At 61.4% G+C, this 25,003-nt stretch carries 27 protein-coding genes; 14 read left to right on the forward strand and 13 right to left on the reverse strand.

Annotated features, from left to right (window positions below; translation table 11 throughout):
* Positions 1-185: 185 nt before the first annotated feature.
* The 3 genes from B9Z48_RS00670 to trxC all read left to right on the forward strand — a co-directional run bounded on the left by B9Z48_RS00670 (position 186) and on the right by trxC (position 1,218).
* Positions 186-401: a hypothetical protein gene (locus B9Z48_RS00670; protein WP_231624533.1), complete on the forward strand. Its 216-nt coding sequence runs from the start codon at positions 186-188 to the stop codon at positions 399-401.
* Between the two features lie 14 nt (positions 402-415).
* Positions 416-676, forward strand: a complete 261-nt coding sequence (gene infA / locus B9Z48_RS00675; RefSeq protein WP_019426546.1) for a translation initiation factor IF-1 — start codon at positions 416-418, stop codon at positions 674-676.
* 95 nt (positions 677-771) lie between these two features.
* Positions 772-1,218: a thioredoxin TrxC gene (gene trxC, locus B9Z48_RS00680; protein ID WP_108376837.1), complete on the forward strand. Its 447-nt coding sequence runs from the start codon at positions 772-774 to the stop codon at positions 1,216-1,218.
* Positions 1,219-1,311: 93 nt separating this feature from the next.
* Here the strand turns inward: trxC and B9Z48_RS00685 are convergent, their stop codons facing one another.
* From B9Z48_RS00685 to B9Z48_RS00705, 5 genes are all read right to left on the reverse strand, one after another.
* Complete coding sequence (locus B9Z48_RS00685) at positions 1,312-2,562, reverse strand: multifunctional CCA addition/repair protein (protein WP_108376838.1); 1,251 nt, start codon at positions 2,560-2,562, stop codon at positions 1,312-1,314.
* A 14-nt stretch (positions 2,563-2,576) separates the two neighbouring features.
* The gene (locus B9Z48_RS00690; RefSeq protein WP_108376839.1) at positions 2,577-3,260 is read right to left on the reverse strand and encodes a glutathione S-transferase family protein; all 684 of its coding nucleotides are present in this window, start codon (positions 3,258-3,260) and stop codon (positions 2,577-2,579) included.
* 161 nt (positions 3,261-3,421) lie between these two features.
* Entirely contained in the window at positions 3,422-4,381 is a 960-nt protein-coding gene (locus tag B9Z48_RS00695) for a complex I NDUFA9 subunit family protein (RefSeq protein WP_089953324.1), read from the reverse strand.
* A complete protein-coding gene (locus tag B9Z48_RS00700; RefSeq protein WP_108376840.1) occupies positions 4,378-5,463 on the reverse strand; it encodes a M14 family metallopeptidase in 1,086 nt (361 codons plus the stop codon). The genes B9Z48_RS00695 and B9Z48_RS00700 overlap by 4 nt, the downstream gene beginning before the upstream one ends.
* A gap of 13 nt (positions 5,464-5,476) precedes the next feature.
* Positions 5,477-6,688, reverse strand: a complete 1,212-nt coding sequence (locus B9Z48_RS00705) for a M20 aminoacylase family protein (protein ID WP_108376841.1) — start codon at positions 6,686-6,688, stop codon at positions 5,477-5,479.
* 476 nt (positions 6,689-7,164) lie between these two features.
* On the opposite strand from B9Z48_RS00705, the gene B9Z48_RS00710 reads away from it, so the two are divergent.
* Both B9Z48_RS00710 and B9Z48_RS00715 read left to right on the forward strand, forming a co-directional pair.
* Positions 7,165-9,249, forward strand: coding sequence for a molybdopterin-dependent oxidoreductase (locus B9Z48_RS00710; protein ID WP_108376842.1), 2,085 nt, complete (start codon positions 7,165-7,167; stop codon positions 9,247-9,249).
* A gap of 27 nt (positions 9,250-9,276) precedes the next feature.
* Positions 9,277-9,579 carry a polyhydroxyalkanoic acid system family protein gene (locus B9Z48_RS00715; protein ID WP_108376843.1) on the forward strand — a complete coding sequence of 101 codons (303 nt, stop codon included), beginning with the start codon at positions 9,277-9,279 and terminating at the stop codon, positions 9,577-9,579.
* 450 nt (positions 9,580-10,029) lie between these two features.
* Here B9Z48_RS00715 and B9Z48_RS21970 read toward each other — a convergent pair whose 3' ends face one another.
* A complete protein-coding gene (locus B9Z48_RS21970) occupies positions 10,030-10,161 on the reverse strand; it encodes a hypothetical protein (RefSeq protein ID WP_255350432.1) in 132 nt (43 codons plus the stop codon).
* Between the two features lie 23 nt (positions 10,162-10,184).
* On the reverse strand, positions 10,185-12,179 hold the full coding sequence (locus B9Z48_RS00720) for a lytic transglycosylase domain-containing protein (protein WP_108376844.1): 1,995 nt from the start codon (positions 12,177-12,179) through the stop codon (positions 10,185-10,187).
* 9 nt (positions 12,180-12,188) lie between these two features.
* On the opposite strand from B9Z48_RS00720, the gene B9Z48_RS00725 reads away from it, so the two are divergent.
* From B9Z48_RS00725 to B9Z48_RS00735, 3 genes are all read left to right on the forward strand, one after another.
* A complete protein-coding gene (locus B9Z48_RS00725) occupies positions 12,189-12,773 on the forward strand; it encodes a 5-formyltetrahydrofolate cyclo-ligase (RefSeq protein ID WP_089953312.1) in 585 nt (194 codons plus the stop codon).
* An 11-nt stretch (positions 12,774-12,784) separates the two neighbouring features.
* A complete protein-coding gene (locus B9Z48_RS00730; protein ID WP_089953310.1) occupies positions 12,785-13,420 on the forward strand; it encodes a TetR/AcrR family transcriptional regulator in 636 nt (211 codons plus the stop codon).
* A 219-nt stretch (positions 13,421-13,639) separates the two neighbouring features.
* A complete protein-coding gene (locus B9Z48_RS00735) occupies positions 13,640-14,641 on the forward strand; it encodes an MBL fold metallo-hydrolase (RefSeq protein ID WP_108376845.1) in 1,002 nt (333 codons plus the stop codon).
* A 192-nt stretch (positions 14,642-14,833) separates the two neighbouring features.
* Here B9Z48_RS00735 and B9Z48_RS00740 read toward each other — a convergent pair whose 3' ends face one another.
* A complete protein-coding gene (locus tag B9Z48_RS00740; RefSeq protein ID WP_108377154.1) occupies positions 14,834-15,685 on the reverse strand; it encodes a DUF6279 family lipoprotein in 852 nt (283 codons plus the stop codon).
* 182 nt (positions 15,686-15,867) lie between these two features.
* On the opposite strand from B9Z48_RS00740, the gene glmU reads away from it, so the two are divergent.
* A complete protein-coding gene (gene glmU, locus B9Z48_RS00745; protein ID WP_108376846.1) occupies positions 15,868-17,277 on the forward strand; it encodes a bifunctional UDP-N-acetylglucosamine diphosphorylase/glucosamine-1-phosphate N-acetyltransferase GlmU in 1,410 nt (469 codons plus the stop codon).
* 35 nt (positions 17,278-17,312) lie between these two features.
* On the opposite strand, the gene B9Z48_RS00750 is transcribed toward glmU, so the two are convergent.
* Complete coding sequence (locus B9Z48_RS00750) at positions 17,313-18,125, reverse strand: SDR family oxidoreductase (protein ID WP_108376847.1); 813 nt, start codon at positions 18,123-18,125, stop codon at positions 17,313-17,315.
* A gap of 143 nt (positions 18,126-18,268) precedes the next feature.
* On the opposite strand from B9Z48_RS00750, the gene B9Z48_RS00755 reads away from it, so the two are divergent.
* Together B9Z48_RS00755 and B9Z48_RS00760 are read left to right on the forward strand one after the other, a co-directional pair.
* On the forward strand, positions 18,269-18,520 hold the full coding sequence (locus B9Z48_RS00755; protein WP_108376848.1) for a type II toxin-antitoxin system Phd/YefM family antitoxin: 252 nt from the start codon (positions 18,269-18,271) through the stop codon (positions 18,518-18,520).
* The gene (locus B9Z48_RS00760; RefSeq protein WP_108376849.1) at positions 18,507-18,926 is read left to right on the forward strand and encodes a putative toxin-antitoxin system toxin component, PIN family; all 420 of its coding nucleotides are present in this window, start codon (positions 18,507-18,509) and stop codon (positions 18,924-18,926) included. The genes B9Z48_RS00755 and B9Z48_RS00760 overlap by 14 nt, the downstream gene beginning before the upstream one ends.
* Before the next feature lie 170 nt (positions 18,927-19,096).
* On the opposite strand, the gene B9Z48_RS00765 is transcribed toward B9Z48_RS00760, so the two are convergent.
* Positions 19,097-19,591, reverse strand: coding sequence for an Lrp/AsnC family transcriptional regulator (locus B9Z48_RS00765; RefSeq protein ID WP_108376850.1), 495 nt, complete (start codon positions 19,589-19,591; stop codon positions 19,097-19,099).
* A 147-nt stretch (positions 19,592-19,738) separates the two neighbouring features.
* Between B9Z48_RS00765 and glmS the strand changes: the two genes are divergently transcribed.
* Complete coding sequence (gene glmS / locus B9Z48_RS00770) at positions 19,739-21,601, forward strand: glutamine--fructose-6-phosphate transaminase (isomerizing) (RefSeq protein WP_108376851.1); 1,863 nt, start codon at positions 19,739-19,741, stop codon at positions 21,599-21,601.
* On the opposite strand, the gene B9Z48_RS00775 is transcribed toward glmS, so the two are convergent.
* Complete coding sequence (locus tag B9Z48_RS00775) at positions 21,567-23,072, reverse strand: amidase (protein ID WP_108376852.1); 1,506 nt, start codon at positions 23,070-23,072, stop codon at positions 21,567-21,569. The genes glmS and B9Z48_RS00775 overlap by 35 nt on opposite strands.
* 166 nt (positions 23,073-23,238) lie before the next feature.
* Here B9Z48_RS00775 and B9Z48_RS00780 point away from each other — a divergent pair, with 166 nt between their 5' ends.
* Both B9Z48_RS00780 and B9Z48_RS00785 read left to right on the forward strand, forming a co-directional pair.
* Positions 23,239-23,952, forward strand: coding sequence for an amidotransferase (locus B9Z48_RS00780; protein WP_233260973.1), 714 nt, complete (start codon positions 23,239-23,241; stop codon positions 23,950-23,952).
* On the forward strand, positions 23,949-24,431 hold the full coding sequence (locus B9Z48_RS00785) for an SET domain-containing protein (protein WP_108376853.1): 483 nt from the start codon (positions 23,949-23,951) through the stop codon (positions 24,429-24,431). Before B9Z48_RS00780 ends, B9Z48_RS00785 begins: the two co-directional genes overlap by 4 nt.
* Before the next feature lie 17 nt (positions 24,432-24,448).
* Here B9Z48_RS00785 and B9Z48_RS00790 read toward each other — a convergent pair whose 3' ends face one another.
* Both B9Z48_RS00790 and B9Z48_RS00795 read right to left on the reverse strand, forming a co-directional pair.
* Positions 24,449-24,745: a VF530 family DNA-binding protein gene (locus B9Z48_RS00790; protein ID WP_089953290.1), complete on the reverse strand. Its 297-nt coding sequence runs from the start codon at positions 24,743-24,745 to the stop codon at positions 24,449-24,451.
* A 38-nt stretch (positions 24,746-24,783) separates the two neighbouring features.
* Positions 24,784-24,963 carry a hypothetical protein gene (locus B9Z48_RS00795; RefSeq protein WP_089953287.1) on the reverse strand — a complete coding sequence of 60 codons (180 nt, stop codon included), beginning with the start codon at positions 24,961-24,963 and terminating at the stop codon, positions 24,784-24,786.
* Between the last annotated feature and the right edge of the window lie 40 nt (positions 24,964-25,003).

Here is a 25,003-nt window from a genome sequence, read left to right on the forward strand (position 1 = left end):
ACGCACCTCTGCACGGTGCTGTTGTTGGGCAGGCCTTGCGGTCTGCGTATGGGGGCGCTTTTTTGGCAGCAGGACATGCCAAGACCCGTGCCGCTGCACAGCCCCCAAGAGGGCCGAAAAAAGCGGTTCGACCCCCTTCGTTAAAATACATGACTCTTTCATATTGTTCACACCAACCCATCTCCATGGGAAAATTCCGAATTCAGCCGTGCTCCAGGGCTTTGCCCAATGGCGCATTTGGCGCGCAAGTGTCCGTGGCCAGTGGCCGTGGCAGCGCCAGCACCGACCGCGTGATGCGGTTTGTGCCCGAATTTGCAACCCCTGCCGCCGCCAGCCAATACGCCCTCGATGAAGGCATGTTGTGGGTAGAGCGCCAGACGACAAAACCGATCCTGCTTTGAGAAAGACGTTTTAAATGGCTAAAGAAGAACTGATTGAACTGATGGGCGTGGTCAACGAGGTGTTGCCCGACACCCGTTTTCGTGTGACCTTGGACAACGGCCACCAACTGATTGCTTATTCGGCTGGCAAGATGCGCAAGAACCACATCCGCATTTTGGCGGGCGACCGTGTGACGCTCGAACTCTCGCCTTATGACCTGAGCAAAGGCCGCATCAGCTTCCGTCACTTGGCGGGTCGCGCGCCCATGGCACCCCGTCGTCCGCCCGCTCGCTGAGCTTGTCCGGCGCTTCGCCTTGACCTGAATCAGGGCGGTGAGGCCTTGAATCGTGCAGCATGGCCCCCAAGTGTTTTTGAAATACAGGGGATTCCATGACCGATTCAGCCAAAGCCTTGCACATTGTTTGTCCGCATTGCCACACCACCAACCGCGTGCGTGAGGCTGATTTGCAGCACGCACCTGATTGCGGGCAGTGCCACCAAGCTCTTTTTGACGGCCATCCGCTGGCACTGGACGCGGCCAACTTTGACAAGCACATCGGCCGAAGCCATGTGCCGGTGCTGGTCGATTTTTGGGCCCCTTGGTGCGGTCCATGCCGGATGATGGCCCCGGCTTATGAGCAGGCCGCTGGCCTCTTGGAGCCCCAAGTGCGGGTGGCCAAACTCAACACCGAAGAAGCGCAGGCCATTGCCGCCCGTTTCAACATCCGCAGCATCCCCACACTCGCATTGTTTGTTGGCGGCAAGGAAGTCGCCCGTCAGGCGGGTGCTTTCCGCACGGCGCAAGACATCGCCGACTGGACGCGTTCGCATTTGTGAGGGGATCAAAACGCATCTTGGTGTAGGAGCCTCCCCTCGTGTGCGATTGACCCGAGACACGCCCTTCAAGCCCATCGCCCACGGGGTGGGCTCCTACAAAGAAGCTGCGACCGCTTTGACGCGGGCTTTGGAGATTTGCTCGCCGATTTGCGGACCTTTGAGGCCTTGTGCGGCCGCTGCCTGCGCGATGGGTGCGGTTTCGACCGACAGCGCGGCCTGCTGGGCTTTGAGCAAGCGCTCGGCCTGTGGGTAAGCCACCTCTTCAAACCCCAGCCGTCCCCGCGCATCGCATTCGCAGGCTTGCAGCACCCGTGCAAAGCGCTCGGCTTGGCGAATGGCGTCACAACGGTCGAGCAAACGCATCAAGGCTTCTGGCCCCAGTTCGGCGCTGCGGTGGATGTTGCCGTGTTCACGCGCCACCACTTCGGCCAGTTCTTTGCCCTCGATCGGCACGCGCAGGCGCTCACACACCTTTTGCAGCAATTTGACGCTGCGCCCTTCGTGGCCGATGTGGCGCGGCAGCACCTCGGCGGGTGTCGTGCCTTTGCCCAGGTCGTGCATCAGGCAGGCCACACGCACCGACAGCGGCGTGTTCAGGCGGGCGGCCATGTCCATCACCAGCATCATGTGCACGCCCGTGTCGATCTCGGGGTGGTATTCGGCCCGCTGGGGAACACCCCACAGGCAGTCCAGCTCAGGCAGCAGCACCTTCAGAGCGCCACAGGCACGCAGCACTTCAAACATGCGCGAGGGTTTTGTGCTCATCAACCCACGCGCCAACTCCTGCCAGACGCGCTCGGGCACCAGGTGGTCCGCCTCGCCGTCTTCGACCATCTGGCTCATCAGTGCCAGGGTGTCGCTCGCCACAGAAAAGTCGGCAAAACGCGCCGCAAAGCGTGCCAGCCGCAGGATGCGCACCGGGTCTTCGGCAAAGGCGTGTGTGACATGGCGCAGCACTTTGGTCTGCAGGTCGCGCTGACCGTCAAAAGGGTCAACGATGTGTCCAGCCCAGGTGCTGGGTGGCTGGTGCGCCAGTGCCTCGGGCACAGCCATGGCGTTGACCGTGAGGTCGCGCCGGGCCAGGTCTTCTTCGAGCGTGACGTCGGGCGCGGCCTGCACCGCAAAGCCTTTGTAGCCCCGCGCCGTTTTGCGTTCGGTGCGGGCGAGGGCGTATTCCTCGCGGGTTTGCGGGTGCAAAAACACCGGAAAGTCCTTGCCCACGGGCAAAAAGCCCTGCGCGGTCATGGCTTCGGGCGTGCTGCCCACCACCACCCAGTCGCGGTCATTGACGCGTTCACCCATCAAGGCATCACGCACCGCACCGCCAACGACAAAAACCTGCATGTCCGTGTCTGCCTTCAGCGAGAAAGCCGGAAAGGCTCTTCGAAGTCGATGAAGTCCTGCTCGGCCAGCGCCTCATCGATCCAGGCTTTGACGCCAGGCAGGGCGCACACGCGCTCCATGTAGGCGGCCACATCGGCCGGCACCGGCAGGGCGTAGGTTTTCAGGCGCATGACCACCGGGGCAAAGTAGGCGTCGGCCACAGAAAATTGGCCAAACAGCATGGGGCCGCCGTGTTCTTGCAGCAGGCCGCTCCACAGGCTGCAGATGCGGCCCAGGTCGGCGCGCACAGCGGGCTTGTCGCGCAGCGCCAAAGCCCCGATGTCGGGCAGGTGCGCCTCGATGTTCATGGGGCAGGCGCTGCGCAAGCCCACAAAGCCGCTGTGCATTTCGGCGCAGATGCTGCGCGCCCGTGCCCGGGCGGCGCGGTCTTGCGGCCAGAGTTGTTTGTCGGGGAACTGCTCGGCCACATATTCGGCAATCGCCATGGTGTCCCAAACGGCCAGGCCATCGTGCACCAGCACGGGCACCTTGCCCACCGGGTTGACGTCTTTGAGCGCGGCCTTGAACTGCGAGTCGGGCGCGAAGCTGTCAAAGCGGACAAAGACCTCTTCAAAGTCGATTCCCGCCTGGCGCAGCAGCACCCAGGGGCGCATGGACCACGATGAATAGTTTTTGTTGGCAATGTAGAGCTGGATCATTGTTTTCTCCCGTGAATCAAGCCCGACATGTTAGCGGAGGCTGAGCTCATGACCTGTTGCAAGTGCCAGCCTTGCAGGCACACGGGGGCGGGTGTTGCGCGACAGGTGTACTGACAGGCTTGAGTGCGTCAGCAAAGTCCGAGATCTTGGCTGACCTGGTTTCAGCGTCCCGCGTGTTCGCGCCAGTGGTTGAGGCGGCTGCGAGGACCGCGATGGCCCAGATAAGCCGATGCCACGCCCTCAGCCGACGCGGCACTGATGCCCAGCGCCGTCAGGCCAGGCAGCTCACCTGTGGCCACGTTGTCCACCTTCATCGAAGCCAGGTTGTCCCGACTCATCAGCGGTTCGCCCGGAGCCAGTTCCATGGCCGCAGCCTGCAACCAGCCCACCCAATGCGGCAAAGCCAAGATCGGGCGACCTCGGCCGTGGTTCACACCAGCCCACTGCCCTGCACGCTGAACCAGCTCACCCAAGGTCAGCACATCGGGGCCGCACAACTCATAGGTTTGGCCAATGGTTTCGGGCTTTTGCAGACAAGTCACCACGGCGCGAGCCACATCACCCACCCAAACGGGTTGAAAACGGGTCTGGCTGCCTGCCAAAGGCATGAAGGGCACCAAGGCTTGCAGGTCGGCAAACAGGTTGAGGAACTTGTCTTCGGCACCAAAGATCACGCTGGGACGCAAGATCGTCAGGTCAAGCTTGGCATGACGCAACACCGCTTCACCCTTGGCCTTGCTTCGTTGGTACATCGAGGGCCCATGCTCATGGGCACCCAGCGCACTGACATGGACCAATCGCTGCACATGGGCGTCTTTCATGGCGCGAGCGATCTTGGCCGGCAAGTCAACATGCACCTGCTCAAAACGTGCTTCATCACCATGGAGCACAGCCACCAAATTGACCACCGCATCATGGCCGGGCATGAGGCGGGCCAGATCGGCCTCGCTGTGCACCGAAGCTTCTATCACCGTCAGGCCCGGTAAGCTTTGCACGCAGGCGGCATGCAGGGCGCGTCGCGTGGGTACGGTGATGTCATTGCCCAGACGAGCCAGTTGTTCGCAGACCTGCCGACCCACAAAACCGCTGCCACCCAGCACCAGAACGCGGGGTTTGCTCATTCGCTCAAACCCGTGATCGCCTGCTGCATGGCGTCCATGGCTTGGTCAACGATTTGGGTGCGCCACTCGTCGGTATCGACGTAAAACGCGTCCATCAGCGCCTGCTTGATTTGCTGGCGCAGGGCATCGGGGGCTTCGGGGTGCAGGTGCAACCAGTGGTCGCCACGCAGTGCGCCAATGACCAGGTCTTGCGTTTGTGTGCCGTATTCCATGGCAATGCCGGTGTATTCGGCTTGCGGGCACTCTTGGTAGGCCGACATCCACATCAGGCCTGTGAGGAAAGCCGAGGTCGACGAGCCGTCGTAAATGGAGGTGATGCCCTGGCCCCACCAGGCCTTGGCGCGGGTGTAGGCCGCTGCGTCGTCGGCGCAAGCAAAGATGCGCTCGCCCACGCCGCTGGGGCCCAGACCCGTGTGCAAGTCAATCCAGGCCATTTTTTGGCATTGCTGGCCGTACTTTTGCAGCACCTGACGCACCGTGAGGTTGCTCCAAGTGGGGGCTTGGCCGCCAAAAAACAGACCGTCAGGAAAGTCGTGTTGGCCTTTCGAGACAGCGGCCTGGAAGGCTTTCATACCACGCTGGGCAATGTACTGGGCAGTGGCTGCCGCATTGGCGGCATCCGGAGGCCAGACTTCGGGCAGCAGCAGCGGGTGGATTTCCTGGTAAGCGTCGTTGGCAGGCAGGGGTTTCGTGAAATCCTGAAAGTTGCGGTTGATGTCCACGTTTTCGTGGGTCACGCGTCGAACATGCGAAAACCCGTGCGGGTTGAGGGCGTGGATGTAAAGCACGGCCACCCCACTGGCCTTGCACGCATCGCGCCAAGCGGTGTTTTGCAGGGCGTGGATTTGCACACCCGAGCCGCAATAGCCCTCCACGCCGTGGCAGGCGCTGCTGACGATCAGCAGCTGCTGGGCGTCGGGTGCACCGTCCAGCACCACGTCCATGGCCAGCTCTTCGCCGTCACGGCCCTTCAAAGGGTGGATGTTGGCGTCAACGCTCAAGCCCGCAGACTTTGCAGCGTTCAAAAACTTCTGGCGAGCTTCGGCGTAGCTTTTGGAAAAGCCGGTTTGGATATCTGTCATGCAGGTTTTCTTTTCAAGCGGTTTGTGTCGGATTGGCCAGCCACTGTGTGGCCAATTCCACCCAATAGGTGCCGCCCAGCGGGATCAGGTCGTCGTTGAAGTCGTAGCTGGGGTTGTGCAGCGTGCAGGGGCCGCCGCCGTGGCCCATTTCGCGGTGTGCGCCATCGCCATTGCTGATGAACACATAGGCGCCGGGTTTGGCCTGCAACATGTACGAGAAGTCTTCTGCGCCCATGGTGGGCTCCTGGGCCACCACATGGTCGGCCCCCACAATGCCGCCCATGACTTGACGGGCAAACTCGGCTTCGGCAGGGCTGTTGATGGTGGGTGGGTAGTTGCGGTGGAAGTCGAATTCGCATTGCGCATCAAAGGCCGTGCAAATGGACTCGGCCACTTGCTTCATGCGCTTTTCGATCAGGTCGAGCACTTCAATGCTGAAGGTACGCACGGTGCCCTGCAGCTCGCACGAATCGGGCACCACGTTGGTGGCTTCGCCCGCGTGGATCATGGTGACCGAGATCACGCCTGCATCCACCGGCTTTTTGTTGCGGGTGATGATGGTCTGAAAGCCTTGCACCATCTGGCAGGCGATGGGCACCGGGTCGATACCGTTGTGCGGCAGCGCGGCGTGGCTGCCTTTGCCACGGATGACGATTTTGAACTCGTTGCTCGACGCCATCACGGGGCCGGCGCTCACGGCGAAAGTGCCCACCGGGGCACCCGGCCAGTTGTGCATGCCAAACACGGCCTGCATGGGGAACTTGTCAAACAAGCCGTCCTTGATCATCTCGCGGGCACCGCCGCCGCCTTCTTCGGCGGGTTGGAAGATCAAATACACCGTGCCGTCAAAGTCGCGGTGCTTGGAGAAATGCTTGGCCGCTGCCAGCAGCATGGCGGTGTGGCCGTCGTGGCCGCAAGCGTGCATCTTGCCTTGGTGTTTGCTGGCGTGGGCAAAGGTGTTGAACTCCTGCATGGGCAGGGCGTCGATGTCAGCGCGCAGGCCAATGCCGCGACCGCAAGCGCCGCCGTCACGCCCGTGCACGATGCCCACCACCCCGGTGGTGCCCATGCCGCGGTGAATCGGGATGCCCCAGTCCGTCAGCTGCTGCGCCACCACGTCGGCGGTGCGCACCTCCTGAAAGCACAACTCGGGGTGAGCGTGGATGTCTTTGCGAATGGCCGCAATGCTGGCCGCGTCGGTGAGGATGGAGTCGATGATTTTCATGCTGAACAGTCTAGCGGGACTTCCTGAGCCACGCCATCACCCCTGTGCGCTTGGGGGACATCGGGTATCAGGGTTTTCCCGTGATCCTTCGCTTGCGAAGTGGTGGCTACAGGGGGCGCAGTATTTGTAGGTCGGCGGCTTCAACCCCGACATGGGGCCTTAGCCGAAGCGAAGAATGTCGGCGCTGAAGCTACCGACCTGCGGGGGGAGAGTCTTTTGTAGGTCGGTGGCTTCAGCCCCGACATGGGCCTTAGCCGAAGCGAAGAATGTCGGAGCTGAAGCTACCGACCTACGGGGGGAGAGTCTTTTGTAGGTCGGTGGCTTCAGCCCCGACATGGGCCTTAGCCGAAGCGAAGAATGTCGGAGCTGAAGCTACCGACCTACGGGGGGAAGGTCTTTTGCAGGTCGGTGGCTTCAGCCCCGGCAAAGCCATAGCTGATACCCGACAATCTCGCTTCCAGCTTCAGCTTTGCCACATGACCACCACCGACACCCCCATCACCGTGCGAGGCGCTTGTCCACACGATTGCCCCGATACCTGCGCCTTGTTGACCACGGTAGAAAACGGCCGTGCGACCAAGGTGCAGGGCAACCCGGCCCACGCCCTGACCGATGGCGTGCTGTGCACCAAGGTGGCACGCTACACCGAACGCACTTATCACCCCGAGCGTCTTTTGCAGCCGCTCAAACGTGTCGGCCCCAAAGGTTCGGGCCAGTTTGAGCCCGTGAGTTGGGATGAAGCCCTGGACGACATCGCGACACGCCTGAAAACAATTGCTGCCCGCGACCCGCAAGCCATCTTGCCTTACAGCTATGCGGGCACCATGGGCCTGGTGCAAAGCGAGTCGATCGCGGCGCGGTTTTTCCACCAGCTGGGCGCGTCGCTCTTGGACCGCACAATTTGTGCCTCGGCCGGGGCCGAAGCGCTGACCCAGACCTTGGGCAACAAGGTGGGCATGAAGGTGGAGTTTTTTGCTGAATCCAAGCTGATCGTCATCTGGGGCAGCAACTCGATTGGCAGCAACCTGCACTTTTGGCGCATCGCTCAAGAGGCCAAGCGCAGCGGCGCGAAGCTGGTGTGCATCGACCCCCGCCGCAGCGAGACAGCCGAAAAATGCCACGAACACATCGCCTTGCGCCCCGGCACCGACGCCGCGCTGGCGCTGGCCCTCATGCACGAGCTGATCGTGCACGGCTGGCTCGACCAAGACTACATCGACCGCTACACCCTGGGCTGGGACGCCTTGAAGGCCCGCGCTTTGCAATGGACGCCCGAACGTGCCGCCGAGGTGTGCGGCGTTCCGGCCCTGCAAATCCGCCAACTGGCCCGCGACTGGGGCAGCACCCAACCCGCCGCCATTCGCCTGAATTACGGCATGCAGCGCGTGCGCGGCGGCGGCAACGCAGTGCGGGCGATTGCCTGCCTGCCTGCGCTCACGGGCGCGTGGCGGCACCGGGCGGGCGGGGTCTTGCTCAGCAGCTCGGGGCACTTCCCGGTGCGCCGGGCGGCTTTGCAGCGGCCCGACCTGCTGGGCGAGCGGCGCCCCCGCACCATCAACATGAGTACCATTGGCGACGACTTGCTTCGCCCGTCATCGCCCACGTTTGGCCCGCAAATCGAAGCCTTGATCGTTTACAACAGCAACCCGGTGGCGATTGCACCCGAGTCGGGCAAGGTGGTGCAGGGCTTTGGCCGCGAAGACCTGTTCACCGTGGTGCTGGAACATTTTCAGACCGACACGGCCGATTACGCCGACTTCATTCTGCCCGCGACTACCCAGCTGGAGCACTGGGACATCCACACCAGCTACGGTCACACCGACTTGCTGCTGAATCGCCCCGCGATTGCGCCCGTGGGCGATGCACGCACCAACACCGACATCTTCCGGGCGCTGGCTGCACGTATGGGGTTTGACGACCCGTGTTTCGCCGAGAGCGACGAAAGCCTGTGCCGCAGCGCGATTGGCGATGAAAAGGACTTTGATCAGCTGCTGGCGCATGGCTTCGCCTCTTTGCCCGTGCCCGATGCGCCCTTTGCGCAAGGCGGCTTTCCATCGACTTCGGGCAAGTGCGAGTTTTTCAGCCAGCGCCTGGCCGATCAGGGCTTGGATGGCCTGCCCGACCACCTGCCCAATTACGAGTTGGCCACGCCCGGTGGGCGCTACCCGCTGGCCATGATCTCGCCGCCTGCGCGTAACTTTTTGAACTCGACCTTTGTCAACGTGCAAAGCCTGCGTGACATCGAAGCCGAGCCAGTGCTGGAAATGCACCCTGAGGATGCAGCCGCCCGGGGCATTGCCGACGGCGCGGTGGTGCGTGTGTTCAACGACCGGGGCACCTACCACTGCAAAGCGCGGGTGAACCAGCGTGCGCGGCCCGGCGTGGTCAATGGCCTGGGCATTTGGTGGCGCAAGCTGGGGCTGAACGGCACCAACGTGAACGAGCTGACCAGCCAGCACCTGACCGACTTGGGCCGTGCGCCCGTTTTTTACGACTGCTTGGTGGAGGTTGCGACCGATACCGCCTTCAAGCCGACTGTCCATTCAGCGGCCACAGCCTGACCCTTCAAAAAACCCCATTCAAACACCATGCCCGAACTGAACATCGAACGAAAACACACCCTGGGACTGGCCGGGGCACGCGCCGTGGCCGAACGCTGGCGCGAACAGGCCGAGCAGGAGTGGGGCATGGCTTGCGAGTCAGTACCTGGCGAATCGGAAGACCGCATGCGCTTTGCACGCAGTGGTGTGAGCGGTGAGTTGGTTGTGACCGACACACGTTTTGACCTGCAGCTGAAACTGGGCTTTTTGCTGGGGGCTTATAGCGCAAAGATCGAAGAGAAAATCAAGTCCAATCTGGACGAGTTGCTGGGGCCGTCGCCGCAGGCCTGAACATGCAGGAGGCCTCTGACGATTGATCCGGCTCTGTGAAGTTAGAAGTGAACAGCTTTGCCTGAGAACCCCAATCCCTGTGGGAGCCCCGCCCTCGGGGCGATGGGTGGTGGTCTGCGAGGCTTGATCTCGGCGAGGGCGCTGCTTCCACAAAAAAGCGTTCATGCAAACATCATCGGGCTGGACCAAAAGGCTCAGTGATCAACGCTGCAATCCCTGTGGGAGCCCCGCCCTCGGGGCGATGGGTGGTGGTCTGCGAGGCTTGATCGCGGCGAGGGCACCGCTCCCACAAAAAAGTGTTCATGCAAACATCATCGCGCTGGATCAAAAGGCTTGGCGATCAGCACCCCAATCCCTGTGGGAGCCCCGCCCTCGGGGCGATGGGTGGTGGTCTGCGAGGCTTGATCTCGGCGAGGGCACCGCTCCTACAAAAAAGCGTTCATGCAAACATCATCGGGCTGGATCAAAAGGCTTGGCGATCAGCACGCCAATCCCTGTGGGAGCCCCGCCCTCGGGGCGATGGGTGGTGGTCTGCGAGACTTGATCGCGGCGAGGGCGCTGCTCCCACAAAAAAGTGTTCATGCAAACATCATCGGGCTGGATCATCAGGGCAAATCTTTGCTGGCTTCGGTCATGGCGGTGTTTCTGGGGCCGACTTGACCCAAGCGGCTTTTCAGGGATTGCGGCTGGCGCGTCAGGACCGCCGCGTAGTTGGTGGTGTTGGACAGCACTTTTTTCACGTAATCACGCGTCTCATGGAAAGGGATGTTCTCGGCCCAGATGGCCGCTTCGAGCACCGGGCCATTGCGCCAGTTGCGGGGGCGGCCAGGCCCGGCGTTGTAGGCGGCAGCCGCCATGGGCATGGAGCCTTCAAAGTCGTCCAGCACGAGCTTGAGGTAACCCGTGCCGATGGCCACATTCACCTCGCGGTCGGTGATCTGGTCAGGGGTGAAACTGCTCAGGCCGATTTTTTTGGCGGTCCATTTGGCGGTGGCGGGCATGACCTGCATCAGGCCCGAGGCCCCCACATGCGATCGGGCGTCCATGATGAAGCGGCTTTCTTGGCGGATCAGGCCGTACACATAGGCTGGGTCCAGACGGATTTGCTCAGCCCGGCGCACCACGATGTCGCGCAGGGGCAGCGGAAAGCGCTGTTCAAAGTCGATGAGGTCGCGGGTCCGGTCACTGGTGTTGATGCAGCGGTCCCACACCTGGCGCTGGCAAGCCAGGTCGGCCGCGGCCAGCAGTTCGCGGTCGTTCATGCCGCCGGGCGTGTGCAAATTGGTGCTGTAGTTCCACTCGCGGTTGCCTTCCGGGCGCAGGCCGATGTTGATGGCGTACAGCGCACGTTGCAAGCCAGGGTTGGTCAAGGCGGCGGACTTTTCCTGGGGCGTGAGGGGGGCGGGGCGCTCGGGCACGGCGATGGGCTGGCCCAGGTCTTCCAGAGCCAATTGTTCATAAAAGCCCCGCACACTGGCGATGCTGCGCAGCAGCTTGTGTGCTTCTTGTTTTTGCGCGGCATCGCTGGCGGCGGTGGCCAGCAGGGCGCGTGCACGCCAATACACCCAGGTGGGGTCTTTTTGTGATTCGGGGCTCATGGCTTGTGTGGCGCTCAGCACTTGCCGCCACTGGCCCTGGCGCATGGCGGCGCGCACCTTCCAGCCCAGCAGATCGTCGTTCAAATCACTGTCTTTTTGCACTTTGGCAAAGTAGCTGGTGGCGTTGTCCTGCAGTTTTTGGGCCGCTTGCTTGCCAATCACGCCCCAGGTCCAGTGGCGCTCTTCGGCACTGAGCATCAGGTCCCAGTGCTTGTCCAGTCGCGCTGCGGCCTCGTCTGGGTTGCTGGCGGCCAGGCGGATCAGGGCCAAAACCGCCAGCTCCTTGCGATTTCGTGTGATGGCAATGATGCGTTTGTCCAGGTACTTGGCCGGGTCGGCGTGGATCAGGGTCACTTGCTCGGACAAGCGTGGGGCTTCGATGTCCACCGCGTCTTTGGCGGGTCTGGGGCGGTTGGCGTCCATGGCCAAGCGCGCCTTGCGCCACAAGTCCAGGCCGTTGATTTGTTTGCCTGAATGCAAATGGTCGGCCACATAAGTGCAGCCATCGTCGGCCTCGCGCAGGGCGTACCACAGGCGTTTGGCTTCGTCGGCCACATGGGCCTTGCTGTTCATGGCCTCGGTGGCCAGCGCATAGCAGCGCACCTCGCGGTCATCGCGCATGCGAAAGTGTGGGTATTCGGCGGTGAAGGTGGCCCAGTCGCGGCGTTTGCCCAGCTGCAGCAGCCAGTCGTTGCGCAGCCGGTCTTCGTAGTAGCTGCCCGCATAAGCGTCCAGAAAACCGCGAATTTCGGAGTGGGGTGCCGTGTCCAGCCGTGCGCGCAGTTCCCAATAGGCGGCGAGCGGCTCCAGCACATGGCCCCGCACCTGCGGCAGCAGCGCGGCCAGGCGGACTTTGTCGTTTTTGCGCGAAGCCTGGTGCATTTCCAGCATCAGCTCATCGCCCTTGTTTTGCGCTTGCGCAGCAAAACTGGCCAGACCTGTCAGGGTCAGTGCACTCAGCAGTGTCAGAATCGGTATCAGTCGCTTGATTGAATAAGGCATGGGTTGATTATGGACAAAGCACAAGCCAAGAAAGCCTTGCGAAAGGCCTTGATTGAAGAACGGTTGAATCTGCCGGACCGATTGGCGCGGGCCGAGGCCTTGCAGCGCGTCATGCGCATCTGGCTGTTTGACCGCCCAGACACCGTGATTGGCGCTTATTGGCCCATCAAAGGCGAGTTTGACCCGCTGCCCGCGCTGCACCGCTGGAAAGAAGACGGCGAACTGCACGGCGAACCCCAGCGCCGCCGCATTGGTCTGCCTGTGGTCAACAAGCAGCACAAAACCCTGACGTTTCACACCTGGTACCCCGGCTGCCCCATGGAAGAAGACGCCTACGGCATCCCCAAACCCAAGGACACCGAAGTCATCGTGCCCACCTTGCTGTTTGTGCCCTGCGTGGGCTACGGCATTGGTGGCTACCGCTTGGGCTATGGCGGCGGCTTTTACGACCGCACCCTGGCCACTTTGCAGCCCAAGCCTTTTACGGTGGGTTTGGGTTACACCCACGGGTTTTTGGACGATCTGGAGCCCGAAGACCACGACGAGCCGCTGGACGCGATCCTGAACGACAACGGCGTGGTCTGGCCGGTTTGAACTGAAGCAATATGGCAAGACCCAAATCCGCAACCCACGACATCAAACGCGACGCGATCCTGGACATCGCAGCGCAATGCTTTGCACAGCGCAGTTACCCTGCGGCCAGCATGAATGAGATCGCCACCGCGTGTGGCACGTCCAAAGCCCGGCTGTACCACTATTACGAGAGCAAAGAGGCCATTTTGTTTGACCTGCTGGACCGCCACACCCAGCGGCTGCTGGCGCTGATTGCGCAAACCCAAGCCACCGCCCAGCGCAAAGACCTGAACGATCGGGCAGCGCTGCACGAGTTGGTGCGGGCCTTTTTGCGGGAATATGAAACCTCGGCCACCCGGCATGCGGCACTGCTCAACGACACGCAATTTTTGAGCGACGTGCCCGACCTGGCCTTGCCTGCCAACGGCTTGTCCCCGCGTGAACTGATCCTCAATCGTCAGCGTGACATCGTGGCCGCCATGACCCGATTTTTGAAGCGTGCTTATCCCGAGCGCCTGACCCCGACCAACCAGACCGCCCTGACCATGATGCTGCTGGGCATGATCAACTGGACCTTCACCTGGCTGCGCCCCGGCGGCCCCATCAGCTATGCGGCCTTCGCCGACGAGGTCATTGGCATGTTGGAAAAGGGTTTGGGTGGCGTGTGAAGGACAGGATCTGCGGTGTTTTGTAGGTCGGCGGCTTCAGCCCCGACATGGACTTTTGCCGAAGCCCACCCTGTTGGACCTGATGCCACCGATCCACAGAGAAATTGGCCAACGAAGCGCTCCTGCCGATCCCACCTTCTTGGCTTGCAAAAATTCAACAATCCGTAACGCATTTCGTTTAGGTAAAATTCGTCCCATTCATTGACCGGAGAAATTTCCATGTCCAGCGCTCCCACCAAAGCCTTCGCCAGCCAGGCCGATTTGACCGAGAAGAAGATCACCTTTGAGCAACTCAGCGAGCACTGCTGGGCCTACACCGCCGAGGGTGACCCCAATTCGGGCGTGATCATCGGTGACCGTTTCATCATGGTCAGCGACGCCACCGCCACGCCCGCCATGGCGCAAGACCTGATCAAAAAGATCCGCACCGTCAGCGACTTGCCCATCAAATACGTGCTGCTGACCCATTACCACGCGGTGCGTGTGTTGGGCGCTTACGCCTACGCCGCCGAAGGTGCGACCGAGATCATTGCCAGCGAAGGCACTTTGGACCTGATCAAGGAACGCGGCGCACAAGACATGAAGAGCGAGATGGAGCGCTTTCCGCGCCTGTTCCGTGGCGCAGACAGCATCCCCGGCCTGACCTGGCCCACCATGGTGGTGGGTGGTGGCAACCCCACAAAAGGCGAAGTGCCCGGCAAGCTCAGCATCAACTTGGGCGGCGTGGTGGTACAGATCTGGCATCCGGGCCCCGGCCACACCCGTGGCGACACCATCGCTTGGGTGGAAGAAGAAAAAGTGCTGTTCTCGGGTGATCTGGTCGAATACGAAGCCGGTGTCTACACGGGCGACGCGCAGCTTGAAGAGTGGCCCGCTACGCTCGAAGCCCTGCGCGCCCTGAAGGCCGAGTTCATCGTGCCCGGTCGCGGCGAAGCCATGAAGGGCAATGACAACGTCAACAAGGCCCTGGACTATACCCAGCGCTGGGTCACGACTTTGTTCCAGGCTGGCAAAGAAGCTGTGGCGGAAAACATGGACCTCAAAGCCGCCATGGCCCACACCCGCAAAAGCATGGACCCGGTGTTTGGCCATGTCTTCATTTACGAGCACTGTCTGCCGTTTGACGTGACCCGCGCTTACGACGAAGCCAGTGGCATCAAGAACCCCCGCATCTGGACGGCCGAGCGCGACATGGAGATGTGGAAGGCGCTGCAAAGCTGAAGACGCCCCACGCTCTGCATCCGGCCCGATGATGTTCGCATCGACGCTTTTTTGTAGGAGCGACGCCCTCGTCGCGATAGAGTCTCACAGACCACCAAACATCGTCCCGAGGGCGGGGCTCCCACACGGATCTTTCAATTCAAACTTCACAGGGCCAGATCAATCAAAGCGGTTTGCAACCGCTTTCAGCGCTCAAGGCCTGAGCAAATCTCGCAGATCCTGCTCATAAGCCCGCATCCTGCGGGCAGCCCTTTGTCGCTGTTCGGCGGTGGTGGTGTTGTGCAGCTGGGCCAAGTTGTCGCAGGCCTGCTTGGACATCTGCGCTGTGATGGCGCGGTCCGACTCTTGCGCAGGGGTCCATGCTCTTTGCCAAACGGCCAACAAGTTGGTTTCTGTTTGGGTCGCATTGGCTCTGCCCTGCGAAGACTGCCGCAAGACGGACAGCAAATCCTGCTCACGCCGCAGTCTTTCTTGGCGTCCCCACTCTGGTGTCCAAGCCGACTGGCTGACTTGAGTTTTGACCAAAGCGATTTGAGTCAGGTTGAGATCACCATAAAAAGAGCGGTAGCGCTCCAAGGTCTTCTCGACCCTGCGCTCCAGTCGCTCGCTGGCATTGCCTTGCAGCCACTCCTTGTCCCAGTCTTCGTTTTTCCTGTCCAAATGCCGCGCCAAGTGGCTCAATTGGCGTGGCCCCAGCATCTGCACCACCGGGACCGCTTGTGCCGCCGCCACACGCACGCTTCGGTCCATCAGGCCCTGCACGTCGCTCCAAACGCTGCACACCTGGCTGGCTTGCAGGTTGTTCTGGCTCAACTCGCTGACGCGTTGGAGCAAGTCGCTGTAAGTGGCCAACTCTTGTCCACGGTGCCAGCGGTAAACATTCGCCAAAGCTTCTTTGGCCCGATCGGACTGGGCGTCATTGAACGAAAGGGCGCTGTCCAGCCACCAATAGGACAAAGTGGGCAGTTGTTGGTAACCCAATTTGATGGCACTGCAACCCTGCAAAAAAGGCAGCGCCAGCCACAGCGCCCACCATCGAATCATCGGGCCCTGTCGAACTTGGCGGCCCCATAAGCCAGGTAAGCCCGAAATCCCAAATATTGAAATGAACATTTTTGATGTGCCTTGGTTGGCCGACATCATATGTCTGACAGCCAAAAGCGATAATTGATATGAATATCAATACCGTCATCCAGCGGTGGCCAAATGAGAAAGTAGACCCAGTCATGACCCCTCTATCCCAGCTCCCCATTGATGTCGTCGTGATGGCGGCTGGCAAAGGCACCCGCATGAAAAGCCGCCTGCCCAAAGTGCTGCAACGCTTGGCGGGTGTGCCGCTGGTGCAGCATGTGTTGAACACCGCCGCGCAGCTGAACGCCCGCTCGGCCGTGGTCATTACTGGGCACGGTGCCGACCAGGTCGAGCCCCTGTTGCTGGCACCGGGCCAGGCCATGGCGGTGCAGTGTGTGCGCCAGGAACCCCAGCTGGGCACCGGTCACGCTGTGCAGCAGGCCGTGCCTGCACTGGCCGACGATGGCGTGGTGGTGGTTTTGTCGGGCGATGTGCCCTTGACGCAGGCCGACACCTTGCAAGCGCTGATTGAGCAGTGCGGCGGCAAGCAGCTGGCCCTGCTGACCATCGACTTTGCCGATCCGACGGGCTACGGCCGCATCGTGCGTGAGGGCACTCAGGTGCAGGCCATCGTCGAGCACAAAGACGCGACCGAGGCGCAGCGCCAGATTCAAGAGGTGTACAGCGGCATCATGGCCGTGCCCGCCCATTTGCTCAAAGGCTGGTTAGGCCGCATCGACAACCAGAACGCGCAGGGCGAGTACTACCTGACCGATGTCGTCAAGCTGGCGGTGGCCGATGGTTTGCCGGTGGTGGCGCACAAGATTGCCGACCCGCTGCAAGTGGCAGGCATCAACAGCCCGGTGCAACTGGCCGAGCTCGAACGCGCCCACCAACTGCGCCAGGCTCAGCGCCTGATGGAGCAGGGTGTGCGCCTGAAAGACCCGGCCCGCTTTGACCTGCGTGGCCAGCTGGACTGTGCGCAAGACGTCGAGATTGACGTGAACTGCATTTTTGAAGGCCAGGTGTCTTTGGGCGAGGGCGTGAAAATTGGCGCGAATTGCGTGATTGCCAACTGCACCATTGAAGCGGGTGCCGTGATCCACCCCTTCACCCACATTGACGGCGAAAAACTCGGCGTTACGGTGGGCGAGGGTGCCTTGATTGGCCCGTTTGCCCGCCTGCGCCCCGGTGCGCAGCTGGGGGCCGAAGTGCACATTGGCAACTTTGTCGAGGTCAAAAACTCCACCTTGGCCAAGGGTGCCAAAGCCAACCACCTGGCCTATCTGGGCGACGCCACTGTGGGTGAGCGCGTGAATTACGGCGCGGGCAGCATCACTGCCAATTACGACGGCGCCAACAAACACCGCACGGTGATCGAGGCCGATGTGCACATTGGCAGCAACTGCGTGCTGGTGGCACCCGTGACGATTGGCGCAGGCGGCACCGTGGGCGGCGGATCGACCATCACCAAAAGCACCGAGCCTGGGGCCTTGAGCGTGGCGCGCGGCAAGCAGGTCAGCATCGCGAACTGGGCGCGGCCCCAGAAAAAGCCCAAGGCCTGAGCCTGGTCAGTTCAGCGGCGTGTTCAGTGGCCAGTTCAGCGTTGTTGATCGGACTTTTTCAGAGCCGCCCAGGCCATGCGATCCACCCAACTCGGGGCGATCAGCTTGAGCCAGCGGCTCAAATACCCGGTCGGGCTCATGAGCACATCGCGCTGACGTCGCTCGGTGCCTTCCAAGATTTTGCGCACGCACACGTCGACGGGCATGGCTTTGTCTTCGCTCAAGCCGCTGGAGCCTGCAGGCTGGCCCAGCGCATTGAAGCCTCGGCGGCGGATGTCGGTGTCCACCACCCCGGGGTAGGCCACCGTCACCGACACCCCATCGGCCTGCAATTCGGTGCGCAGCGCTTCCATGAAGCCATTCATCGCAAATTTGCTGGTGCAGTAAGCCGTGCGACCGGGCACACCCACCAAACCCGCCAGCGACGAGACCGCCACGATGCGGCCGCGTGAGGCTTTGAGGTGCGGCAGCGCGGCATGGGTGCACCAGAGGGTGCCCCACAGGTTGACCCGCATGAGCTCTTCGTACCAACCCAAATGGGCGGCATCCACATCTTGCAGCAGGGCGTGTGCGGAAATACCGGCGTTGTTGATCAGCGTGTCGATCCGGCCAAATTGCTGCAGGGTCCGGGCGATCAGGGCTTCGCAGTCTGCGCGCACGCTGACATCGGTCGGCACGCACAGCACTTGCGCCCCATGCGGACGGCAGGCGGCAGCCACCGCCTCGAGCTTGGCCGCCTGGCGGGCCGCCAGCACCAACGCCACGGCAGCGCCTTTTGATTGGGCCAACTGGGTGGCCATTTCAGCCCCAATGCCTTCCGATGCGCCCGTGATGATGATCACATTCATGCCTGTTCTCCTTTGGGTGGGCTTGCCGAAGATCGGCTCGCCCGGCTTGACCGGGGATTCTTTCACACCTGTGTGCTCAGGGGGCCAACTGTAAGATCTCGACCCAATCGAATGATTCATTCGTTTGGTTTTATATTGGTGCCATGCAAACCCTAACTGCCAACGAAGCCAAAACCCAGTTCGGTCATTTCATCGATCTGGCGCAACGTGAGCCCGTGCGCGTCATGCGCCGTGATCGTGTGGTCGGCGTCATGGTCTCCGCGCACGACTACGAAGCCATGCTTGAGTTTTACGCCAACCGCCTGCAGCACACCTTGGTGGACACGGCCACCAAGGCTGAGCATGCGGGCTTGACCTCTGAGCTGCTGGAAGATTTGCTGCGTGACGAGTCTTAAGCGGGTCATTGACACCAACATCCTCATCAGCGCCGCGCTCTCTTCGCAAGGCGCACCCGCCAAGCTGGTGCAGTCGGCATTGGCGCAGCACCGGCTGGTGTTTTCTCAAGCCACGTTTGATGAGCTGCGCACGCGGATTTACCGACCCCAATTTGACCGGTACATCTCTTTGGAAGACCGCGAGCGTTTGTTGCGCGACTTCAGCGCCTGTGCGATTTGGGTGGAGTCAGGAGAGCCTGGGCAGTATTGCCGTGATCGCGATGACGACCATTTCATTGAAGCCGCACTGAAAGCACCGGCGCACTGCTTGGTCAGCGGCGACAAGGACTTGCTGGAAGCGCCTGAGGTGCTGGGGCTGCGCATCGTGTCTGTTCACCAAGCGCTGGATCTCTTGGCCAACGATTGATCCGGCCCTGTGAAGTTTGCAGTGAAAGGCCTGTCTTGGGCTTAGCGGTCAGCCATGCAATCTGTGTGGGAGCCCCGCCCTCGGGGCGATGGGTGGTGTTCTTCGAGGGTTATTGCGACGAGGGTGCCGCTCCTACCAATAAGTGTTCATGCCAACTTCACCGAGTCGGATCAATGAGCGATTGGGAATACCGGCCAAGCCGTCGTGAACTTGGCCCGTTTGGTGGCAAAAAACGCTTTCACGTTGCGCACATTGGTGTCTTGCGTGAACAGGGTTTGGCTGATCGCCAGGTAGTGCGGCATGTCGCGGGCCTGCACCACCAGCATGAAGTCGGGGCCGGGCGACACGCGCCAGCACTGCTGCACGGCGTCGTGTGCCACAGCGCGGGCTTCAAAGGCGTCCAGGTGTTCGCTGCCTTGGCGGTCCAGCGACACCTCGACCAAGGCGTTCAGGCCGTGGCCCAAGCTGGCGGCCAGTTTGTCGGTGCTCAGCACCGCCACCTGACGCTCGATCCAGCCACCATCGGTCAGCCGCTTGACGCGGCGCAGGCAAGTGGGGGGCGACACGTTCACCCGCTCGGCCAGTGCCACATTGCTGATGCTGGCATCACGCTGCAGGGCGTCCAGCAGTTGCAGGTCAATGGTATCGAGTAAATTTTGTTCCATTTATGTGCAGTTAATTGAATATTGTTTCAACTGTAAATTGGGGTGAAATTAAAGTCAAATCGGGGGTTAATATTGAACTGAAATTTCTTTTGTTAAAGCCTAACATCGCCCCAGTTTGATCCAAACACCTCATTCAGGAGCTTCAACATGTGTGGCATCGTCGGCGCCGTTTCTTCCCGCAACATCGTTCCCATCCTCGTGCAAGGCCTGCAACGGCTCGAATACCGGGGCTATGACTCCTGCGGCGTGGCCGTGCACGCGGCCAGCTTGAACGGCGGCACGGGTGGTCTGCAGCGCGCCCGCAGCACATCGCGTGTGGCCGAGCTGATGGACCAAGTCACCGCCGTCCACATCGAAGGCGGCACCGGCATTGCCCACACCCGTTGGGCCACACACGGTGCGCCCGCTGTGCACAACGCGCACCCGCACTTCAGCCACGGCACAGGCGCGGCGGACGCCAAACCCGGCAAGGTCGCGCTGGTGCACAACGGCATCATCGAAAACCACGAAGAACTGCGCGCCGCCCTGCAGGCCAAGGGCTATGTCTTCAGCAGCCAGACCGACACCGAAGTCATTGCCCACTTGGTGGACAGCGTTTACGACGGCGACATTTTTGAAGCCGTCAAAACCGCCATCCGCCAGCTGCATGGCGCATACGCGATTGCCGTGTTCCACAAAGACGAACCGCAGCGGGTCATCGGTGCTCGCGCAGGTTCTCCGCTGATTTTGGGCGTGGGCCAGGGCGAAACCTTTTTGGCCAGCGACGCGATGGCCCTGGCGGGCGTGACCGACCAGATCGTGTACTTGGAAGAGGGCGACGTGGTCGACATCCAGCTGGGCAAATACTGGGTGGTGGACCGTGAGCACAAGGCCGTGACCCGCGCCGTGAAAACTGTGCACGCCCACAGCGGCGCGGCTGAACTCGGGCCCTACCGCCACTACATGCAAAAAGAAATCTTCGAGCAGCCGCGTGCGATTGCCGACACGCTCGAAGGCGTGGAGGGCATCACGCCCGAGCTGTTCGGCGACGGCGCTTACAGCACCTTCAAGGCCATCGACAATGTGTTGATATTGGCTTGCGGCACCAGCTACTACAGCGGCTGTGTGGCCAAGTACTGGATCGAAGCCATTGCCAAAGTGCCCTGTCAAGTCGAGATCGCCAGCGAATACCGCTACCGCGAATCGGTGCCCAACCCCAACACCCTCATCGTCACCATCACCCAAAGCGGCGAGACCGCCGACACCCTGGCCGCGCTGCGCCACGCGCAAAGCCTGGGCATGACACACACGCTGACCATTTGCAACGTGTCCACCAGCGCCATGGTGCGTGAATGCAAACACGCTTATGTGACCCGTGCCGGGGCCGAGATCGGTGTGGCATCGACCAAGGCCTTCACTACGCAGCTGGCAGGCTTGTTCTTGCTCACGCTGGCGCTGGCACAGACCAAAGGGCGCCTCAGCGACGAAGAAGAAGCCGGGCACATCAAGGCCATGCGCCACCTGCCTGCCGCACTGCAAGCTGTGCTGGCGCTGGAGCCGCAAATCATCAGCTGGGCCGAAGAATTTGCCAGCAAGGAAAACGCGCTGTTCCTGGGTCGCGGCACGCACTACCCCATCGCCCTCGAAGGCGCGCTCAAGCTCAAAGAAATCACCTACATCCACGCCGAAGCCTATGCCGCAGGCGAACTCAAACACGGCCCGCTGGCCCTGGTGACCAGCGCCATGCCGGTGGTGACGGTGGCCCCCAACGACCAGTTGCTCGAAAAGCTGAAAAGCAATATGCAGGAAGTGCGTGCCCGCGGCGGTGTGCTTTATGTGCTGGCCGACGGTGACACGAAGATCGAAAGCAGCGAAGGCGTCAACGTGATTCGCATGCCTGAACATTACGGCGTCCTCTCACCCATCCTGCATGTGGTGCCGCTGCAGTTGCTGAGTTATCACACGGCTTGTGCGCGGGGGACGGATGTTGACAAGCCTAGGAATTTGGCGAAGTCGGTGACCGTGGAGTGATCTGTGCCACATGCACCCCCGGCCGCCGCCCATCGTTCCACTTTCCCCCCAGCGCCCGCTCAATCTGCGCAGCCAGTTGCAGCAGCAAACCGTCTTTGGCTTGGGCGGCTTGAGCCTGGATGCCCAGAGGCAGGCCATTGTCTTGTGAGGCCATGGGCAGTGAGATGCCGGGGATGCCGCACAGGTTGGACAGTGGGGTGTAGGCGAAGTTTTGCCAGAGGTTTTCAAACCAGTCGTACACCGAGGGGTTGTCGCTGATCGTCAGGTATTCGGTGGTGCCCAGCAGGGGCGTGGGCAGCGCGGTGATGGGGGTGAGGATGATGTCCCATTGCTCAAAAAACTCGCCAAAGCCGCGCGAGGTGGTGTTGAACACGGCCTGCATGCGGGCACGTTCGGCGTAGCTGGTTTTGAGGCCTTCTTCCCAGATTTTGATGTTGATCGGCTCCACCAAATCGGCCGGGGGGCGTTCCAGCCCCAAGGGCTTGATCAGGTTGGTGATGGTCTGCGCAAAGTTGCTGATGTAGCAGGTGGTCTGCGCGGCAAACGCGGCTTCCAGGTCCACTTGGGGCAGTGCCCATTCAACGTGATGGCCCAGACTCTCCAAGAAGCGGCCCACGCGTTCGAGTTCAGCCGCAAAGTGGGGCACGGCGCGGTAGTGGCCCCACTCGTGCGACAAGGCGATGCGCAGTCGCCCCGGATCGCGCTCGATGAGTGTGCTGTAGGGCTCGGCTGGCGACCAGTAGGGCATGAACTCGCCGGGTGCGCCGCCACGGCAATGGTCCACAAAGGCAGCGGTGTCGCGCACAGTGCGGCTGTGGCAGCCTTGGGTGGACACCAGGCCTGTGAGGTCGGAGGCGGCGGGTGCGATCGAGAACACGCCGCGCGAGGCCTTGAGGCCAATGTTGCCGTTGAAGCCGGCCGGGATGCGGATCGAGCCGCCGCCGTCGGTGGCATGTGACAAGGGCAGCACGCCCGCCGCCACTGCAGCGGCCGTGCCCGCCGACGAGCCGCAGGTGGTGTAGGCCAAATTCCAGGGGTTGCGTGTCACGTACACGGCCGGGTTTTCGGCCGAGCTGCACACGCCAAATTCGGGCGTGGTGGTGCGGCCGATCACGTTGAGCCCGGCCTGCTTGATGCGCCCGGCCAGGTAGCTGTCAGCCGTGGCCCGGTTGCCACGCATCAAGCGTGAGCCCATTTCTTGCAATCGGCCTTTGAGCGTGGGCCCCAAGTCTTTCATCAGGTAGGGCACGCCTGCGAAAGGGCCTTGGGGGTTCATGCCGTCTCGGGTGGGCTCGGTCACCAAGTCTTCAAACACCTCGACCACGGCGCTCAGCTGTGGGTTAACCCGTGCAATGGCTTCGGCCGTTTGGCTGGCCAGCTCGGTAGGGGTCAGCTCGCCACGCTGGACACGCTCGGCCAGGCCGACCGCGTCGTGTTGGGCCCATTCTTCCCAGTTCATGATGCATGGCATATGGATTCACCTTTGTGCGCTGTTGGCATTGCCCTTGTTCAGGCAAATTAAAGCAGACTCAATCCGGCTGGGCTGTCGCGGTGGCTTAAAAACTTCGTGAGAAAATTCCTGCCACCCCCAAAAATGCCGCTTGCAGCGTTGCGCTCCTGGCTTTCCAAGTGAAGAAATGAACCCCGCCATGAAACTGTGCATCTTGGACAACGATGTGTTGGACCCCGCCGCCGCCCCCATTTGGGGCAGTTATGCCGCCATGTTTGAACGCTTGTTGCGCGGCGTGGGCTTTGAGGGGGAGGTGGACGTGTTCAGTGCGCGGCATGGCCAATACCCAGCTTCTTTTGCACCCTACGAGGCCGTGTTGTTGACGGGCAGCCGCGCCGATGCGTTTTCGTCAGAGCCTTGGGTCGTGGCCTTGCAGGGGCATGTGTCTGACTTGTTGGCGCAACAAAAAAAGCTCATCGGGGTGTGTTTTGGGCACCAGCTGGTGGCGCATTGCCTGGGGGCCAAGGTGGCGCGTGCAGCGCAAGGCTGGGGCCTGGGCCGCACCACCTACACATGGCACGAACCCGGTCTTTTCAGTGACCAGCCCGAGCAGGTGAGTTTGCTGGCCAGTCACCAGGACCAGGTGCTGGCGTTGCCGACAGGTGCCCGCTTGCTGGCCAGCAATGCCCATTGCCCCATAGCCGCTTACGCCATCGGGCAGCAGGTGTTGTGCATACAAGCTCACCCTGAATTTGAGCCGGAATACAGCGCTTTTTTGCTCGGCAAGCGACGCCAGGCACATGGCGAGGCCCTGTATCAAGCGACATTGGCCAACTTGCCGGGTGCACACGATGGTCCGCGCATGGCCCGTCTGATGTTGACCTTCATGGGGGCTGCATGAGAGGCACGGTGGCCGCGCGTGGTGTGCGCCAGCCGCGCATCGAGACGCGGCGCTCTGAAGTCCATGGGCTGGGTGTTTTTGCCTTGGACACGTTTGCACCAGGCGAGACCATTGTGGAATACGTGGGTGAAATCGTTGATCTGCAAGAAGCTTTGCGGCGTCACCCGCACGACCCGAATGATCCGCACCACACTTTTTATTTCCACATCGATGATCGGCGGGTGATTGACGGCTTGCATGGTGGCAACGATTCGCGATGGATCAACCATTCTTGCCAGCCCAATTGCGTGCCGGATCAGGTCAAGGGCAGAATTTTCATCAAGGCCCGGCGGCCGATTTTTCGGGGTGAAGAGCTGAGTTTTGATTACGGACTGGTCAGCGATGAACCTTTGACCGATGAACTCAAAGCGGCTTACCCGTGCTTTTGTGGTGCCAAAAAATGCAGGGGCACGCTGCTGGCCTCCAGTTTGACCGCTTGAGGTCTGCGGATCACGGCTTACAAGGGGTACTGTCGATCTTGGCGCTTTTGGTCGCGCAGCATGAACAGGTAAAGACTTTCCACTTTCTCGCGTGCCCAAGGGGTTTTGCGCAGAAACTTCAAGCTCGATCCGACGCTGGGGTCGTGCGTGAAGCAGCGAATCGGGATGCGCTTGCCCAAGTCATCCCAGCCGTAATGGTCGGCCAAGCGGTTCACAAGGGTTTCCAGGGTCAAGCCGTGCAGGGGGTTGCGCACTTGCGTGCTTTGGGGAGCCGGTGCGGGCAGCTTGTCAGGGGGCGTTTCATCGTCGTGCATGGCTTATTGTCCGCGCAAAACGACGCCAAAACGGGGGCTCAAGCCTTGGACAGGTTCCACAAACGTTTCAACAGCATCAAGCTGACCGGCTCGCGCAAGCCCTGGGCCATGAGTGCACGCGTGAGCGCCAAATTTTCCAAAGGGGTCAGGGGCTTGGGTCTGGCCTTGGCTTGGGGTGTCGGCAAGGGGGTGTGGTGATGTGGTGTCAGGTTTTTCATGGTGTTCTGGCGCGAGTGAAATGCTTGGCCACACAATTTA

The organism is Limnohabitans sp. WS1 (assembly GCF_003063265.1).
Classification (GTDB): domain Bacteria; phylum Pseudomonadota; class Gammaproteobacteria; order Burkholderiales; family Burkholderiaceae_C; genus Limnohabitans_A.

Excerpts from the sequence above, each read along its gene's own strand:
- trxC (WP_108376837.1), top strand. The coding sequence starts at position 772 with ATGACCGATTCAGCCAAAGCCTTGCACATTGTTTGTCCGCATTGCCAC.
- B9Z48_RS00775 (WP_108376852.1), bottom strand. The coding sequence starts at position 23,072 with ATGCCATGCATCATGAACTGGGAAGAATGGGCCCAACACGACGCGGTC.
- glmU (WP_108376846.1), top strand. The coding sequence starts at position 15,868 with ATGACCCCTCTATCCCAGCTCCCCATTGATGTCGTCGTGATGGCGGCT.
- B9Z48_RS00730 (WP_089953310.1), top strand. The coding sequence starts at position 12,785 with ATGGCAAGACCCAAATCCGCAACCCACGACATCAAACGCGACGCGATC.
- glmS (WP_108376851.1), top strand. The coding sequence starts at position 19,739 with ATGTGTGGCATCGTCGGCGCCGTTTCTTCCCGCAACATCGTTCCCATC.
- B9Z48_RS00720 (WP_108376844.1), bottom strand. The coding sequence starts at position 12,179 with ATGCCTTATTCAATCAAGCGACTGATACCGATTCTGACACTGCTGAGT.
- B9Z48_RS00780 (WP_233260973.1), top strand. The coding sequence starts at position 23,239 with ATGAACCCCGCCATGAAACTGTGCATCTTGGACAACGATGTGTTGGAC.
- B9Z48_RS00750 (WP_108376847.1), bottom strand. The coding sequence starts at position 18,125 with ATGAATGTGATCATCATCACGGGCGCATCGGAAGGCATTGGGGCTGAA.
- B9Z48_RS00715 (WP_108376843.1), top strand. The coding sequence starts at position 9,277 with ATGCCCGAACTGAACATCGAACGAAAACACACCCTGGGACTGGCCGGG.
- B9Z48_RS00735 (WP_108376845.1), top strand. The coding sequence starts at position 13,640 with ATGTCCAGCGCTCCCACCAAAGCCTTCGCCAGCCAGGCCGATTTGACC.
- B9Z48_RS00785 (WP_108376853.1), top strand. The coding sequence starts at position 23,949 with ATGAGAGGCACGGTGGCCGCGCGTGGTGTGCGCCAGCCGCGCATCGAG.
- B9Z48_RS00700 (WP_108376840.1), bottom strand. The coding sequence starts at position 5,463 with ATGACAGATATCCAAACCGGCTTTTCCAAAAGCTACGCCGAAGCTCGC.
- B9Z48_RS00765 (WP_108376850.1), bottom strand. The coding sequence starts at position 19,591 with ATGGAACAAAATTTACTCGATACCATTGACCTGCAACTGCTGGACGCC.
- B9Z48_RS00755 (WP_108376848.1), top strand. The coding sequence starts at position 18,269 with ATGCAAACCCTAACTGCCAACGAAGCCAAAACCCAGTTCGGTCATTTC.
- infA (WP_019426546.1), top strand. The coding sequence starts at position 416 with ATGGCTAAAGAAGAACTGATTGAACTGATGGGCGTGGTCAACGAGGTG.
- B9Z48_RS00725 (WP_089953312.1), top strand. The coding sequence starts at position 12,189 with ATGGACAAAGCACAAGCCAAGAAAGCCTTGCGAAAGGCCTTGATTGAA.
- B9Z48_RS00670 (WP_231624533.1), top strand. The coding sequence starts at position 186 with ATGGGAAAATTCCGAATTCAGCCGTGCTCCAGGGCTTTGCCCAATGGC.
- B9Z48_RS00705 (WP_108376841.1), bottom strand. The coding sequence starts at position 6,688 with ATGAAAATCATCGACTCCATCCTCACCGACGCGGCCAGCATTGCGGCC.
- B9Z48_RS00740 (WP_108377154.1), bottom strand. The coding sequence starts at position 15,685 with ATGATTCGATGGTGGGCGCTGTGGCTGGCGCTGCCTTTTTTGCAGGGT.
- B9Z48_RS00790 (WP_089953290.1), bottom strand. The coding sequence starts at position 24,745 with ATGCACGACGATGAAACGCCCCCTGACAAGCTGCCCGCACCGGCTCCC.
- B9Z48_RS00795 (WP_089953287.1), bottom strand. The coding sequence starts at position 24,963 with ATGAAAAACCTGACACCACATCACCACACCCCCTTGCCGACACCCCAA.
- B9Z48_RS21970 (WP_255350432.1), bottom strand. The coding sequence starts at position 10,161 with ATGAACACTTTTTTGTGGGAGCAGCGCCCTCGCCGCGATCAAGTCTCG.
- B9Z48_RS00690 (WP_108376839.1), bottom strand. The coding sequence starts at position 3,260 with ATGATCCAGCTCTACATTGCCAACAAAAACTATTCATCGTGGTCCATG.
- B9Z48_RS00695 (WP_089953324.1), bottom strand. The coding sequence starts at position 4,381 with ATGAGCAAACCCCGCGTTCTGGTGCTGGGTGGCAGCGGTTTTGTGGGT.
- B9Z48_RS00710 (WP_108376842.1), top strand. The coding sequence starts at position 7,165 with ATGACCACCACCGACACCCCCATCACCGTGCGAGGCGCTTGTCCACAC.
- B9Z48_RS00685 (WP_108376838.1), bottom strand. The coding sequence starts at position 2,562 with ATGCAGGTTTTTGTCGTTGGCGGTGCGGTGCGTGATGCCTTGATGGGT.